This is a genomic window from Pseudoalteromonas sp. AS71 (assembly GCF_038900275.1).
In the GTDB taxonomy this organism is placed as follows: Bacteria; Pseudomonadota; Gammaproteobacteria; order Enterobacterales; family Alteromonadaceae; genus Pseudoalteromonas.
This window is the reverse complement of sequence record NZ_JBBMQZ010000027.1, coordinates 1-13,132: the sequence shown is the minus strand read 5'-3', so window position 1 is coordinate 13,132 and position 13,132 is coordinate 1. Positions and strand designations below refer to the sequence as shown.

The following is a 13,132-nucleotide window of genomic DNA, read 5'->3' as shown; positions in this document are numbered from 1 at the left end:
AATATATCCACTATAAAGTGCGTTGCTAAAAGGCAACAGTAATTACTTTAAAAACCCCTTCTTTTTATGCCTTTTACATTTAACTATCTGAAACTTAATAGCTTTTAAATGTTGGCATCTAAGTTGTAATAGTCTAGGTGTACTGAACGAAATCGTGATTCAAAGTGAAATACTTAATCGCACACACATAAATTTGAAGGATACATATTATGAAAAGCATTAATAAAACTTTAGCACTTATCGCATTAGCATCATCTTCAGCCGTTTTTGCTGCAACAGACTTTGACACACTTGATGTTGATGGCAGTGGCACAATCAGCCAAGCAGAAGCATCAGTAGATGCGAAGTTAATGAGCATGTTCTCAGAGCTTGATACTGACCAAAATGGTGAGTTATCAAAAGAAGAATTTTCAGAAGCATAATTTAAAAGTATTTGTCCTGAGTTGCCAAAGACAACCTAAGTAGGCAAGGAGCTTACGAAAGAGGATAACAAGGAAGTGAAAATTACGTTTTAAGTTAAACGAAGCAATTTTTTTGATAGAACATTGAAGGATTAAGTTATGAAACATTTAAATAAAGCATTAGCACTTATCGCACTAGCATCTTCTTCAGCTGCATTTGCAGCATCAGATTTTGACAGTCTTGATATCGATGGTAGCGGCACAATTAGCCCAAGCGAAGCTGCAGTAGATACAGACTTAATGGCTGAATTTATTGAGCTAGATACCGACGGTAGCGGTGAGCTTTCTAAAGAAGAGTTCGCTAATTACTAATTAATCTTTTTCAGGTTAAACATTTTTTCACAGTCAGGGATCTTTGAAAAGGACTTCCCATCTTACTAGGAATATTATTATGAAAACATTAAATACAACACTTGCAGTTATCGTTTTAGCATCTTCATCAGCAGCATACGCAGCAGTCGATTTTTCTTCTTTTGATGCAGATGGCGATGGCGTAATCTCAATGGAAGAAGCAAAGGTTAACCCTCAGCTTGTAAAAATCTTTGATGATTTAGATACCGATGGAAATGGTGAGATTTCTAAAGAAGAGTTTTCAAAAGTACAGTAAGCAAACGCTTCATACTCCACTAAAGCCGCCTTAGTCAGCGGCTTTTTTGCGTTTAAAAACAATGATTATAGGAATATAGCGCTTACTTGGAAGAGCTTTTCTACAACGGTAATATGTTTTTTGTCGATTAAAAACATGATGACATGATCGCCCGACATAATAATTGTATCGTCGTGGGCTATCAGCACATCGTCATTACGTACTATTGCCCCAATAGTTGTTCCTGCAGGAAGTTTTATATCGGCAATCGCACGACCAACCACTTTAGATGTGTTTTCATCACCATGAGCAACGGCTTCAATGGCTTCTGCTGCGCCTTTACGCAGTGAATACACGTTAACAATATCACCACGGCGTACGTGCGTTAATAGCGCAGATATAGTGGCTTGTTGTGGTGATATGGCAATGTCTATTTCGCCGCCTTGGACTAAATCTACGTAGGCACCACGCTGAATAAGTACCATGGTTTTTTGTGCGCCCATACGTTTAGCAAGCATGGCTGACATAATGTTAGCTTCATCGTCGTTGGTTACGGCAATAAATACATCGACTTGTTCAATATGTTCTTCTGAAAGAAGTTCTTGATCAGATGCGTCACCACAAAAAACGACCGTGTTATCGAGCATTTCTGAGAGTTGTTCAGCGCGTTCTTTACTGCGCTCAATTAATTTAACGGTGTGGTTTTTCTCAAGTGAGCGGGCAAGGCCAGCGCCAATGTTACCGCCACCAGCTATCATAATTTTTTTGTAAGAGCGTTCAAGCTTTTGCAGCTCGTTCATTACTGCGCGTATATGTTTTGTAGCGGCAATAAAGAATACTTCATCATCTGCTTCAATAACGGTTGTACCTAATGGTTTTATTGCTTTACCTTGACGATAAATAGCGGCAACACGAGTTTCTACATTAGGGATGTGTTCTTTAAGTGCAGATAACGCATAACCCACAAGTAAACCGCCATAGTAAGCTTTCACTGCTACTAATGAGAGCATGCCATCAGCAAACTGCAACACTTGCAGAGCACCAGGGTAGTCAATTAAACGGCGGATATACTTAGTGACCAGTGCTTCGGGAGCAATGTAATGATCGATAGGTAAATCATCATTTTGAAAAAGCTTTTCGCGGTACTTTAAATATTGCTCCGAGCGAATACGGGCAATCTTAGTGGGAGTATTAAAAATACTGTACGCCACTTGGCATGCAACCATGTTCACTTCATCTGAACTGGTTACGGCTATAATCATATCGGCATCTTCAGCGCCAGCACGGCGTAATACATCAGGATGTGCGCTGTGGCCCATAACCCCTTGTAAGTCGTACTTATCTTGAAGTTCACGTAATCGGTTACCGTCAATATCAACAACAGTAATCTCGTTTTGTTCGCCAACTAAGTTTTCAGCAAGCGTAGCGCCAACTTGCCCGGCACCGAGTATAATTATTTTCATTATTTACCCGTGGTATTGACCATAATTTAATTAAAAAAATAGCCATTTAATATTTCATAAATGGCTAACTATTTAGTGTACGGCTATTAGGCTTTTTTAACTAGCTTAGCGTAATAAAATCCATCACTTTCACCGGGCAGTAACTGCAAACCTGGCGTTGTTACGGTATCGTTTTCGTGTAGAGGTATATGTTCTACATCATCGTTATTAGCTAAAAACTTAGCAACTTGCTGTTGGTTTTCTTGTGGAAGAACCGAACACGTAGCATATACCAATGTGCCACCTGGTTTTAACAGTGGCCAAATGCTATCAAGAATATCGCTTTGTAATTTAGATAAGTCTTCGATGTCAGATGCGCGACGTAACCATTTTATGTCAGGGTGACGGCGAATTACGCCAGTGGCCGAACAAGGCACATCAAGTAAAATACGATCAAATAATTTTTCATCCCACCAGGTATGTGGTTGCGATGCATCGCCACATTGAAGATCTGCGCCTAAGCCAATACGCGTTAAGTTTTGCTTAACACGTTCAAGGCGAGTTGCATCGCTATCAAGTGCAAGTACTTCTGCATCAGCAAGCTCTAATATATGACACGTCTTACCGCCAGGTGCTGCACAGGCATCTAAAATGTAGTCATCTGCTTTAGGTTCTAAAAAGCGTGCTGCAAGTTGTGCTGCGGCATCTTGTACTGAACATGCACCCGTATCAAACTCAGGCAATGAAAATACATCGCGTGGCTTAGCAAGCTTAATCCCATCTACAAAATCTGGGTTTAAGGTGTGTTCAATATCATTAGCGCTAAGCATATCGCTGTATTCTTGTGTACTAAACTGCGATTGATTTACACGTAACCACATAGGTGCTTGTTGTTGGTTTTCTGCAAGTATTTCTTCCCAGCTATCTGGATAGGCTTCTTTAACTTGTTTGATAAACCAATTTGGGTGGTTGTATAAGCACACAGGGATCAGCTTTGCTTTTTCTTCAAGCTCTGCTTGTTGGCGCTGAAAACTACGTAAAATGGCGTTTATTAGCCCTTTTAATCCTAAAGCGCGAAGTTGAGCCAGTGCGTTTACAGTTTCTGAAATAGCAGCATGCGGTGGTACGCGCATATGCTGTAGCTGATAAATACCTACGTACAATAAAAACTGAAATATTCTACGTTTACCTTTTAATGGCTGCTCTACTAAGTGTTGGCAGTAATTTTCAAGGCTCGGTAAATAGCGTAAAACGCCATAACAAATTTGCTGTAGTAACGCTTTATCTTTAGGCGGCAAGCCTTGGCTGGCAAATGGAAGTTCTTGATTAAGCGATGCGCCTTTATCAACGACGTTATATAAAGTTTCAGCGGCAAGCGCTCTTACGTTTGGAACATTACTCATTGTTTTCGCCTAATATTGTGCCAGGGGTAACCCAGTCACTACGACCATTTAAAAAGTCGTTAATTGCCATTGGTTTTTTACCTTGCGGCTGTAATTGCGTAATACATAAAGCGTGTTCGCCACACGTCACTACTACGCCATTTTTGTCGCTTGATAAAATTTGCCCAGGATCACCTAATTGCTGCACAACCTGCGCTTGATAAATCTTTACTGTTTGCCCACCCATTTGGGTAAAGCACACTGGCCATGGATTAAAAGAGCGAATGTTGCGCTCAATTTGCAGCGCACTCATAGACCAGTCGATATTAGCTTCCTCTTTAGAAAGCTTTTTAGCGTAGTTAGCAAGTTCATCATTTTGAGGTTCAGGGGTGATCTCGCCATTAGCTAATTTATTAATGGTTTCAATTAATGCGTCTGGTCCTAGCTCAGCAAGTTTTGTGTATAAGCTTGCGCTAGTTTCTGTCGTGCTAATAGGGCAGCGACTTATATGTAGCATATCGCCGGTATCTAGCCCTTCATCCATTTGCATTATTGTTACGCCGGTTTGTTCATCACCAGCCCAAATTGCGCGTTGAATAGGTGCAGCACCGCGCCAGCGCGGTAATATAGAACCATGCACATTTAAACAACCTAAACGCGGGGCTTCTAATATAGCTTTAGGTAAAATTAAGCCATACGCTACAACAATCATAATATCGGCATTTAAGCTTGTTAGCTCTGCTAGTGCTTCATCATTTTTTAATGACTGTGGCTGAAAAACCGGTAAGTTGTGCTCAAGCGCTAGCTCTTTAACTTCACTGGCTTTTAATTTTTTACCACGACCAGCAGGGCGGTCTGGCTGGCTATATACACCCACTATTTGGTGCTCGCTTTGTATCAGCGCTTGTAAATGACGTGCTGCAAAGTCCGGCGTACCGGCAAATATAATGCGTAATGGTTGAGTCACTGAGTTTTCCTAAGGTGCTTATTACTGATCTGCAAATTTGGCTTCTTTTTCAAGCTTTTTACGAATACGTTGGCGCTTTAATGGAGATAAGTAATCAATGAACAGCTTACCTTGAAGGTGATCTAGTTCATGTTGAATACAAATAGCCAATAATTCATCTGCATCTAGTAAAAATTCTTCACCGTTTTCGTTAAGTGCAGCGACTGTTACTGTTTCTGCGCGATCTACTTTTGCATACGAGTTAGGTACTGATAAACAGCCTTCTTCGCTAACGGTAGAGCCGTCTTTTTTTATGATTTGTGGATTAATTAATACCAGTGGCTCATTGCGCTCTTCTGATACATCAATAACAACGATTCGTTGATGAATATCTACTTGCGTGGCCGCAAGACCAATGCCATTTTCATCGTACATTGTCTCTAGCATGTCTTTTACAATTTGGCGTACTGTGTCATCAACTTGTACAACATCTTTTGCTACAGTACGTAAACGTTCATCTGGAAATCTTAAAACTTCTAACCTAGCCATAGTTACCTTTTTCACTTGTGCTTAATTTAGGGTATTGTATGCTCTTATTTTAGCCATTCGCGTTCACCTTTAACAGGTTTTGGGCAATAATAATGAAAAAACAATACAAGGAAGCTCGATGAAATCTCCACTACTTGCAATCATGCTTACGTTAAGCGCTGCGTTTCCCGCAGTTGCTGATGTACTTAAAATAAAAAAAGGCGCACCAAAACAGTATGTTGTAAAAAAAGGCGATACACTTTGGGATATTTCTGGCATCTATTTAGATGAGCCTTGGCTATGGCCTGAACTTTGGCAAATGAATCCACAAATTGACAACCCACACCTAATTTACCCCGGTGATGCATTAGCGTTGATATACGATGCAGATGGAAACCCACGTTTAGTGATAAATAAAGGATATAGAAAGCTATCTCCTCAGGGTCGTATTACACCAAAAGGGCGTGATGCTATTACTACTTTGCCGCTTGAAATGATCAAACCTTATATCAGTTACGAGCAAGCAATGAACAGTGACGATATTAAAGGTAAACCTTATATTTTAGGTGCAAACGAAAATACTAAAACACAAACGCTAGGCCATATTTTATATGTTAAAGGCGACTTACAAGTACATAAAGCATATGCCATTTACCATAAAGGTGACCCCTACACTGACTTAACCGGTGAGGTGTTAGCAACGCGTGCATCTTATGTGGGTATAGCACGTGCTTTTAGAGCGGGCGATGAGAAAAATGGCGTGCCTTCATCATTACTTGTTGAGTCTGTTAAACGAGAAATTCAGCAAGGTGATTTTTTAATGCCGGCAATGGAAGGCCAAATGCTTCCTGCGTACTTTGATATACACCGTCCTTTAGAACCTGTAACAGGTAATATTATTGCTTCACCACGCGAAGTTAGAGAATTCAGCACAATGGATGTTGTGGTGCTAAACTTAGGCAGTGAACAAAATATAGAAGCGGGTCATGTATTAGATCTAGAGCGTCAATCACCAACGGTTATTGATGGTCCTCGTGGCCCTCGTTACCCAGAAGATTCTAGTAAATATGAGAAGCTTTTATCTGATGTGAGCCAATTATTTGGTGATGAGTCTGACGAACAAAACACAACGTGGACCATGCCTAAAGAAAAAGTTGGTGAGCTAATTGTCTTTAAAGTGTATGACAAAGTAAGTTATGCATTAATAACTAAAAACCAGCACCCAATTCGCATTGGAGATATTGCAGTTATTCATTAAGAAGTAGCGAGTCGGTGCTCTAGGAGAGAGCATGGATCAGTCATCTGGCAAGCTAGCCCACTGGCTTGCCTTTTATATGTGTAAAGGGTTGGGTATAAAAACCCTTTTAGCACTATCTACAAACTATTCCCTTGGGTCGTTATTCGACTTACCTCATGACAAGCTTTTACAGCTAGGATTAACCGCTAATCAAGCGAGTAATTTACTCAACACTAATTGGCAACAAATCAGTCATTATGAGCAATTAATTGCGCAGCAGGGCATTACCGTAGTCTGTATTTTTGATGCGCTTTATCCAGAAGATCTCCGGCAGATTGCCAGTGCGCCTTTATTACTATTTTGCAGGGGAGATGTCTCGTTATTATCAACTCCACAAATTGCAATTGTTGGCAGTCGTAATGCTACACCTACCGGGCTTGAAATAGCCTCAGAATTTGCATACGAGTTAACTTTGGCGGGTATTACGGTTACTTCAGGTATGGCGCGAGGAATAGATGGTGCAGCACATAAAGGCTCTCTTGCTGGTACGGGGAAAACCATAGCGGTGCTTGGTACTGGGGTTGATATTTACTACCCCAAACGCCATAAACTATTAACAGACCAAGTTTTAGAAAGCGGTTTGCTGGTGAGTGAGTTTTTACCAGGCACAGCTGCTCATGCGCACAACTTTCCGCGCCGTAATCGTATTATTTCTGGGTTATCGTTAGGAGTGCTTATTGTTGAAGCTGAAATTAAAAGTGGTTCGTTAATTACAGTACGCTATGCGCTTGAACAAAATAAAGAGGTATTTGCAGTACCGGGTTCTATTAAAAACCCGTTAGCGCAGGCAAGTCACTTTTTAATAAAGCAAGGTGCTAAGCTGGTAGAAAACGTGGCTGACATTCTTGATGAGGTGAGTTTTACTTACGACAATAATGTATTTAATAAAGAGCAGCCGATTCAAGCCAATTCTCAATGTGAGGTTTTAAATAGTATTGGCTTTGAAGTAACCAGTGTAGATGACATTGTGCGTCGTGCGCAGTGGCCAATAGATAAAGTACTCAGTAGGTTGCTCGATTTAGAATTAGACGATCAGATTGAGCGAGTGTTAGATGGTTACATCAAGTTAAGCGCAGGAAGGTAATATGTTTGATATTCTTTTGTATCTTTTTGAAAATTACATTCATAGCGAAGCAGATATATTTGCAGAGCAAAATGAGTTAACCGATGAGCTACTGCGTGCTGGCTTTAATAAGCCTGAGATATTTAAAGCTCTTGATTGGTTAGAGCAACTAGCCGATTTACAACACAGCGATGAGTCTCCTTATCTTATCGATAACCCTAAAGATGCAGTTCGTATATTTACCGATAGCGAATGCCAAAGGCTCAATGCTGAGTGTCGTGGTTTTTTAATGTTTATTGAACAAATAGGCGTAATTAACAATGTAACACGTGAAATGGTAATGGACTGTTTAGCCTCTCTCGATAAACCAACTATAAGCCTAGAAGACTTAAAGTGGATTGTACTTATGATCTTGTTTAACGTTCCTGGCTCTGAAGAGGCATATGAGCAAATGGAAGATTTGATTTTTGATGAACCCAGCGAACTTCTTCATTAGAGATAATTATCTTGATTGTACTCAAATTACTTAAAAGGATAAGCACGGCATTGCTTGTATCTTTAAGTGGTTTGGGTATATTAGGCGAAAATTCACCAACCTATTAGGATCACCATGAGTAAAATCGACCATTCGCTTTTCTCGGCGAACAAGCACGCCCTCGAAAAAGAATACGAGATATGCCCACAGTGTGGTTCAGAGTTAGTGATCCGCAATAGTAAATCAGGCCCTTTTTTAGGATGCGCAAGTTATCCCAAATGCGACTTTATTAGGCCGCTGGCACATCACGACAGTAACGAAATCAAAATATTAGAAGATTCTGCATGTCCTGAGTGTAGCAAACCGCTGGTGGTTAAAAATGGCCGCTATGGTATGTTTATTGGGTGTACGGGTTATCCAGAGTGTCATTATATTGCTAACGAAAATGAAGAAAAGCAAAGCGAAGATACTTTGCCTAGTTGCCCTAAATGCAAAAAAGGTCATTTAGTCGCGCGCAGTAATAAGTTTGGTAAAGTATTTTATTCTTGTGATTGCTACCCAAGTTGTAAATACACGCTTAATAATAAACCGGTTGAACATCCGTGTCCTGAATGTGACTGGCCTATCGTCATAGAAAGAAATATGGCAAACGGCATATTATTGCAATGCCCACAAAAAAGCTGCATGCATAAGCTCACCCCAACTGAATAACGTTTAATTATATCTGGAGACTACTTTGTCAGACCTTTCAAATACGCCCACTGCAATAACATGCTTAACGCAAGGCGAAGTTATTTTATACCCAACAGAAGCTGTATATGGTTTAGGTTGTGATCCAGATAATCAACAAGCCGTTGAGGCACTATTAGCTATTAAGCAGCGCCCGGTTGAAAAAGGGCTTATTTTAATCGCTGATAACTACGGACAATTATTAAAATACGTAGATGATGCAAAAATACCAATGGATAAACGCGCTGATATTTTTTCGAGTTGGCCTGCTGCAATTACATGGGTTATGCCTGCATCTAAAAATACGCCTAAATGGCTCACAGGGCAGTTTGATACCATCGCGGTAAGAGTAACAAACCATCCAACAGTAAAGCGTTTGTGCCAAGAGTTTGGCAAGCCATTAGTATCAACCAGTGCAAACTTAACCGGTCAAGAAACGGTAATTAGTATTGAGCAAGCCAAAGCGCAATTTGCAGAACAAGTTGGCTTTTACGTTGATGAAGCGTTAGGTGGTAATACTCAACCAAGCACAATAAAAGACGCCATGACTGGCAAAATATTTAGAGGTTAATATGCAAAGCGAATTATTAAATCAAGTAAAAGCATACTTTATGGCTTTGCAAGACACTATTTGCCAAGGTTTGGAGGCTGCAGATGGCAGTGCTAAATTTATAGAAGATAACTGGCAGCGAGCAGAAGGCGGTGGTGGTCGTACACGCGTAACCACTAATGGCACTGTAATAGAGCAAGGCGGAGTTAATTACTCTCATGTATTTGGCGCTTCAATGCCTGGTTCGGCAACAGCGCACAGACCAGAGCTTGCAGGGCGCAGCTTTCATGCGTGTGGTGTGTCGTTAGTTATTCACCCTAAAAACCCTCATGTACCAACAAGTCATGCCAATGTGCGCTTTTTTATAGCCGAAAAAGAAGGCGAAGAGCCAATATGGTGGTTTGGTGGCGGGTTTGATCTCACTCCTTTTTATCCAGTATTAGAAGACGTACAACATTGGCATCAAGTTGCTCACGACATTTGTGCGCCTTTTGGCAGCGACGTTTATCCAAAATACAAAACCTGGTGCGACGAGTACTTTTATTTAAAGCACAGAGATGAGACTCGCGGAGTAGGCGGTTTATTCTTTGACGATTTAAACGAACTTGGTTTTGAAAAGAGTTTTGCGTTTATGCAATCGGTGGGTAATGGATTTTTAGATGCCTATTTACCTATTATTGAACGCCGTAAAAATGACGAATACACAGAGCAACAACGTGATTTTCAGCTTTATCGTCGCGGGCGCTACGTTGAGTTTAATTTAGTATGGGATAGGGGCACTTTATTTGGATTGCAAAGTGGCGGGCGCACTGAGTCTATATTAATGTCTATGCCACCACTTGCACGCTGGGAATATAACTATAAACCAGAACCAAGTAGCCCAGAAGCTAACCTATATCAGTATTACTTACGCCCGCAAGAGTGGTTAACGAGTCAACCAAGTGAGCTGATAGCCAGAGAATGGCAATTATAACAATTACACAGTAATCAAAAAGGCGCTAATCAGCGCTTTTTTGCATTGTGGCTAAATACAAATTTAATGTTGATTGATCATGTGCGTTGCTAGTTGAGAGAATGATTGCTTTAAGCCTTCACGTAACAATGGGTTGTCTATTTCTATATCCAGCGTTTTATTCATGCAGTACATCCATTGATCACGCAATGCTTTATCTACAGTAAAAGGCATATGTCTTTTACGTAGCATTGGCTGGCCATGTTTTTCAGTAAATAGGTTCGGCCCGCCTAACCAACCAGATAAAAATTCAAAAAATACTTGGCGAATTCGATCTAATGGCAGAGGATGCATATCATATAACGGTTTAGCGTATTCATCTGACTCCATTATGTCGTAGAATCGATTGGAGATAGCACGCGCCCCTTTCTCTCCACCTATTATTTCATACGGTGTTTTTTCAGGAGTAGGAGCCTGTTGCTCGGGAGCTGGCTTAGATTTAGAGAAAAGTCGTTTAATCATATAATTTATCATCGTTAATAGGCAGTTTATGCTGCAAAGAGGTTGCTTTAAAATGGACAAATATGCGGTTTTTGGAAATCCAATTAAACATTCAAAATCCCCCGCGATACATAAACAATTTGCTGTATCACTTGGTGAGCAAATCGACTATCGCGCAATATTAGCACCTATCGATAACTTTGAAAAAACAGTATTGTCTTTTTTTGGGCAAGGTGGTGTTGGTGCTAACGTTACGATGCCATTTAAAGAGCAAGCCTATGCAATGGCTGATGAGCTTACGCCATTAGCTAAAATTGTAGGGGCTGTTAATACATTAAAAAAACGAGATGATGGCACATTACTCGGTGATAACACCGATGGTGTGGGCTTTGTAAATGATTTACTCGCTAATAAAGTAGCCATAACTAATAAACGCATTTTAATCATAGGTGCGGGCGGTGCTGCTCGAGGGGTTATTTTACCTTTGTTAGAGCATAACCCTCAGGAAATAATAATAGTTAATCGCACAGCACAAAAAGCCAAAGAACTCGCAGAGCTGTTTACTCAATATGGACCAGTATCTGGCTTCGGCTTTAGTGATTTACCAGTAAGCGATTACTCACTAATTATAAACTCTACATCTAGCAGTATGAATGATGAGCTTCCAGCTCTTGATGAAAAACACATAACTAACTGTGAAGTAGCTTATGACATGTTTTATTCACTGCAAAATACCATTTTTATGAATTGGGTTGCACAGCATAATATTAACGCTAAGCTTTTAGATGGCAGTGGAATGTTAGTTGGTCAAGCTGCTCAAGCATATTATGTATGGCGTAATAAAATGCCAAAAATACTTCCCGTAGTGGATGCGCTTAAACAAGGGGTGCTTAAATGAATCAGGCAATACAATTTATAGATAGGCTAGAATTTAGAGAGCCTGATCATCAGTTAGTATTTTTTGCACAAGTTAGTGGCATGCTGGTGGAGTGTGTAATACAAGTAAATACACTTAAATTAACAGACGAAAGCCATGCAACAGAGTATTTTGAAAAGTACCGTTTTGATTATGAGGAGCGTGCCGAGGAACTCATCGAAGAGGAGAGCTATAACTCGGCAGGCCAAATTGAAGTAAGCTTATTAACTTAAGTTAGCGATTTCAGCTAAGTATTCATCTTTAAGTAATACATAGTTATCGGCAGATATTTTTAAAAAGGTAAGTTCTTGCTCTGTAAGAAGGCGGGCTTGCTTAGCTGGGCTTCCTACATATAAGTAACCAGACTCTAAACGTTTGTTTGGTGGCACTAAAGAGCCGCCGCCAATAATTACATCATCTTCAACAACCACGTTATCCATAATAATAGCGCCCATACCTACAAGTATACGGTTCCCTAATACACATCCGTGCAGCATTACCTTATGACCAACAGTTACATCGTCACCTATAATAAGTGGGTAACCATCAGGATTGCTTTTAGTTGCGCGAGACAAATGCAATACACTGCCATCTTGTATATTTGTACGCTCACCAATACGTATATAGTTAACATCACCACGTGCAGCTACTAACGGCCACACACTACTATTGTCACCTAAAGTAATGTTACCAACCAAAACCGATGAATCATCAACATAAACAGACGTATTAAATGAAGGAGTAACACCTTTATAAGAACGAATTGCCATAGTTAGTACCTTTTAGATCATGATTATTAGTATTTGAGTGTATCAGCAAGGTGATTTTTGTACCATACAGTGCACTGTTTGGTTACAAAACTATCAGTTTCAGGGTGTTTAGTTCAGATACTAACCGAACAGCATCTTTTTTTACTTTTTCTTTAAAAAAGTGCTTGCGTAAAAATATGATCTCCCTATAATGCGACCCCACTGAGACGGGAAACGCCAACGCATAGCGAGGCAGGAACAACTCAGAGAGTTAAATAAAACTTCGGTTTTAAATCTTCCAAAAGAAAGTTTAAAACAAAGTGTTGACTCGAAAAATAAAGGGTGTATTATTCGCATCCCTTGAGTCGCTAAAGCGACTCAAAACGTTCTTTAACAATATAAAGCAATCATCTGTGTGGGCACTCGTACAGGTTGAGTTCTAACAGCCAAGCTACTTCGTTCTTTATTGAGCAAGTAGCGAGGCAAACAAATTAGAGTCTCAATTGAAAACTGAGTGACCAACAGAATAGTTATTTAGGTAATTATTCGGCACAG

17 protein-coding genes are annotated in these 13,132 nt (G+C 40.2%); 11 read left to right on the top strand and 6 right to left on the bottom strand.

Annotation, left to right across the window (positions count from 1 at the left end):
- Window positions 1–209 precede the first annotated feature (209 nt).
- The 3 genes from WNY98_RS17680 to WNY98_RS17670 all read left to right on the top strand — a co-directional run bounded on the left by WNY98_RS17680 (window position 210) and on the right by WNY98_RS17670 (window position 1,068).
- The gene (locus WNY98_RS17680) at window positions 210–422 is read left to right on the top strand and encodes an EF-hand domain-containing protein (protein WP_024599948.1); all 213 of its coding nucleotides are present in this window, start codon (window positions 210–212) and stop codon (window positions 420–422) included.
- Window positions 423–560: 138 nt separating this feature from the next.
- Window positions 561–773, top strand: coding sequence for a calmodulin (locus WNY98_RS17675; RefSeq protein WP_024599947.1), 213 nt, complete (start codon window positions 561–563; stop codon window positions 771–773).
- 79 nt (window positions 774–852) lie between these two features.
- The gene (locus WNY98_RS17670) at window positions 853–1,068 is read left to right on the top strand and encodes an EF-hand domain-containing protein (RefSeq protein ID WP_024599946.1); all 216 of its coding nucleotides are present in this window, start codon (window positions 853–855) and stop codon (window positions 1,066–1,068) included.
- Between the two features lie 65 nt (window positions 1,069–1,133).
- Here WNY98_RS17670 and trkA read toward each other — a convergent pair whose 3' ends face one another.
- From trkA to def, 4 genes are all read right to left on the bottom strand, one after another.
- A complete protein-coding gene (gene trkA / locus WNY98_RS17665; protein ID WP_024599945.1) occupies window positions 1,134–2,510 on the bottom strand; it encodes a Trk system potassium transporter TrkA in 1,377 nt (458 codons plus the stop codon).
- Window positions 2,511–2,596: 86 nt separating this feature from the next.
- The gene (rsmB, locus tag WNY98_RS17660; RefSeq protein WP_342878558.1) at window positions 2,597–3,892 is read right to left on the bottom strand and encodes a 16S rRNA (cytosine(967)-C(5))-methyltransferase RsmB; all 1,296 of its coding nucleotides are present in this window, start codon (window positions 3,890–3,892) and stop codon (window positions 2,597–2,599) included.
- The gene (gene fmt / locus WNY98_RS17655; RefSeq protein ID WP_342878557.1) at window positions 3,885–4,838 is read right to left on the bottom strand and encodes a methionyl-tRNA formyltransferase; all 954 of its coding nucleotides are present in this window, start codon (window positions 4,836–4,838) and stop codon (window positions 3,885–3,887) included. Before fmt ends, rsmB begins: the two co-directional genes overlap by 8 nt.
- A gap of 21 nt (window positions 4,839–4,859) precedes the next feature.
- Entirely contained in the window at window positions 4,860–5,366 is a 507-nt protein-coding gene (gene def / locus WNY98_RS17650; RefSeq protein WP_342878556.1) for a peptide deformylase, read from the bottom strand.
- Between the two features lie 118 nt (window positions 5,367–5,484).
- Between def and WNY98_RS17645 the strand changes: the two genes are divergently transcribed.
- The 6 genes from WNY98_RS17645 (at window position 5,485) to hemF (ending at window position 10,432) form a co-directional block, all read left to right on the top strand.
- Window positions 5,485–6,603: a LysM peptidoglycan-binding domain-containing protein gene (locus WNY98_RS17645; protein ID WP_342878555.1), complete on the top strand. Its 1,119-nt coding sequence runs from the start codon at window positions 5,485–5,487 to the stop codon at window positions 6,601–6,603.
- A gap of 31 nt (window positions 6,604–6,634) precedes the next feature.
- The gene (gene dprA, locus WNY98_RS17640) at window positions 6,635–7,726 is read left to right on the top strand and encodes a DNA-processing protein DprA (protein ID WP_342878554.1); all 1,092 of its coding nucleotides are present in this window, start codon (window positions 6,635–6,637) and stop codon (window positions 7,724–7,726) included.
- A 1-nt stretch (window position 7,727) separates the two neighbouring features.
- A complete protein-coding gene (locus WNY98_RS17635) occupies window positions 7,728–8,201 on the top strand; it encodes a DUF494 family protein (protein WP_342878553.1) in 474 nt (157 codons plus the stop codon).
- Window positions 8,202–8,315: 114 nt separating this feature from the next.
- Entirely contained in the window at window positions 8,316–8,891 is a 576-nt protein-coding gene (locus tag WNY98_RS17630) for a topoisomerase DNA-binding C4 zinc finger domain-containing protein (RefSeq protein WP_004335155.1), read from the top strand.
- Window positions 8,892–8,916: 25 nt separating this feature from the next.
- Complete coding sequence (locus tag WNY98_RS17625; RefSeq protein ID WP_010555163.1) at window positions 8,917–9,480, top strand: L-threonylcarbamoyladenylate synthase; 564 nt, start codon at window positions 8,917–8,919, stop codon at window positions 9,478–9,480.
- Between the two features lies 1 nt (window position 9,481).
- Complete coding sequence (gene hemF / locus WNY98_RS17620; RefSeq protein ID WP_024594982.1) at window positions 9,482–10,432, top strand: oxygen-dependent coproporphyrinogen oxidase; 951 nt, start codon at window positions 9,482–9,484, stop codon at window positions 10,430–10,432.
- A 63-nt stretch (window positions 10,433–10,495) separates the two neighbouring features.
- Here hemF and WNY98_RS17615 read toward each other — a convergent pair whose 3' ends face one another.
- On the bottom strand, window positions 10,496–10,933 hold the full coding sequence (locus WNY98_RS17615) for a group II truncated hemoglobin (protein ID WP_004335148.1): 438 nt from the start codon (window positions 10,931–10,933) through the stop codon (window positions 10,496–10,498).
- Between the two features lie 52 nt (window positions 10,934–10,985).
- On the opposite strand from WNY98_RS17615, the gene aroE reads away from it, so the two are divergent.
- A complete protein-coding gene (aroE, locus tag WNY98_RS17610; RefSeq protein ID WP_024599936.1) occupies window positions 10,986–11,810 on the top strand; it encodes a shikimate dehydrogenase in 825 nt (274 codons plus the stop codon).
- The gene (locus tag WNY98_RS17605) at window positions 11,807–12,061 is read left to right on the top strand and encodes a DUF1488 family protein (protein ID WP_024599935.1); all 255 of its coding nucleotides are present in this window, start codon (window positions 11,807–11,809) and stop codon (window positions 12,059–12,061) included. The genes aroE and WNY98_RS17605 overlap by 4 nt, the downstream gene beginning before the upstream one ends.
- On the opposite strand, the gene WNY98_RS17600 is transcribed toward WNY98_RS17605, so the two are convergent.
- A complete protein-coding gene (locus WNY98_RS17600) occupies window positions 12,053–12,598 on the bottom strand; it encodes a gamma carbonic anhydrase family protein (protein WP_342878552.1) in 546 nt (181 codons plus the stop codon). The two genes, WNY98_RS17605 and WNY98_RS17600, sit on opposite strands and share 9 nt — an antisense overlap.
- Between the last annotated feature and the right edge of the window lie 534 nt (window positions 12,599–13,132).

Coding starts and splice junctions, on each gene's coding strand:
- trkA (WP_024599945.1), bottom strand. CDS start 2,510: ATGAAAATAATTATACTCGGTGCCGGGCAAGTTGGCGCTACGCTTGCT.
- WNY98_RS17670 (WP_024599946.1), top strand. CDS start 853: ATGAAAACATTAAATACAACACTTGCAGTTATCGTTTTAGCATCTTCA.
- WNY98_RS17675 (WP_024599947.1), top strand. CDS start 561: ATGAAACATTTAAATAAAGCATTAGCACTTATCGCACTAGCATCTTCT.
- WNY98_RS17635 (WP_342878553.1), top strand. CDS start 7,728: ATGTTTGATATTCTTTTGTATCTTTTTGAAAATTACATTCATAGCGAA.
- WNY98_RS17680 (WP_024599948.1), top strand. CDS start 210: ATGAAAAGCATTAATAAAACTTTAGCACTTATCGCATTAGCATCATCT.
- WNY98_RS17600 (WP_342878552.1), bottom strand. CDS start 12,598: ATGGCAATTCGTTCTTATAAAGGTGTTACTCCTTCATTTAATACGTCT.
- dprA (WP_342878554.1), top strand. CDS start 6,635: ATGGATCAGTCATCTGGCAAGCTAGCCCACTGGCTTGCCTTTTATATG.
- hemF (WP_024594982.1), top strand. CDS start 9,482: ATGCAAAGCGAATTATTAAATCAAGTAAAAGCATACTTTATGGCTTTG.
- WNY98_RS17630 (WP_004335155.1), top strand. CDS start 8,316: ATGAGTAAAATCGACCATTCGCTTTTCTCGGCGAACAAGCACGCCCTC.
- WNY98_RS17615 (WP_004335148.1), bottom strand. CDS start 10,933: ATGATTAAACGACTTTTCTCTAAATCTAAGCCAGCTCCCGAGCAACAG.
- WNY98_RS17605 (WP_024599935.1), top strand. CDS start 11,807: ATGAATCAGGCAATACAATTTATAGATAGGCTAGAATTTAGAGAGCCT.
- rsmB (WP_342878558.1), bottom strand. CDS start 3,892: ATGAGTAATGTTCCAAACGTAAGAGCGCTTGCCGCTGAAACTTTATAT.
- def (WP_342878556.1), bottom strand. CDS start 5,366: ATGGCTAGGTTAGAAGTTTTAAGATTTCCAGATGAACGTTTACGTACT.
- WNY98_RS17645 (WP_342878555.1), top strand. CDS start 5,485: ATGAAATCTCCACTACTTGCAATCATGCTTACGTTAAGCGCTGCGTTT.
- aroE (WP_024599936.1), top strand. CDS start 10,986: ATGGACAAATATGCGGTTTTTGGAAATCCAATTAAACATTCAAAATCC.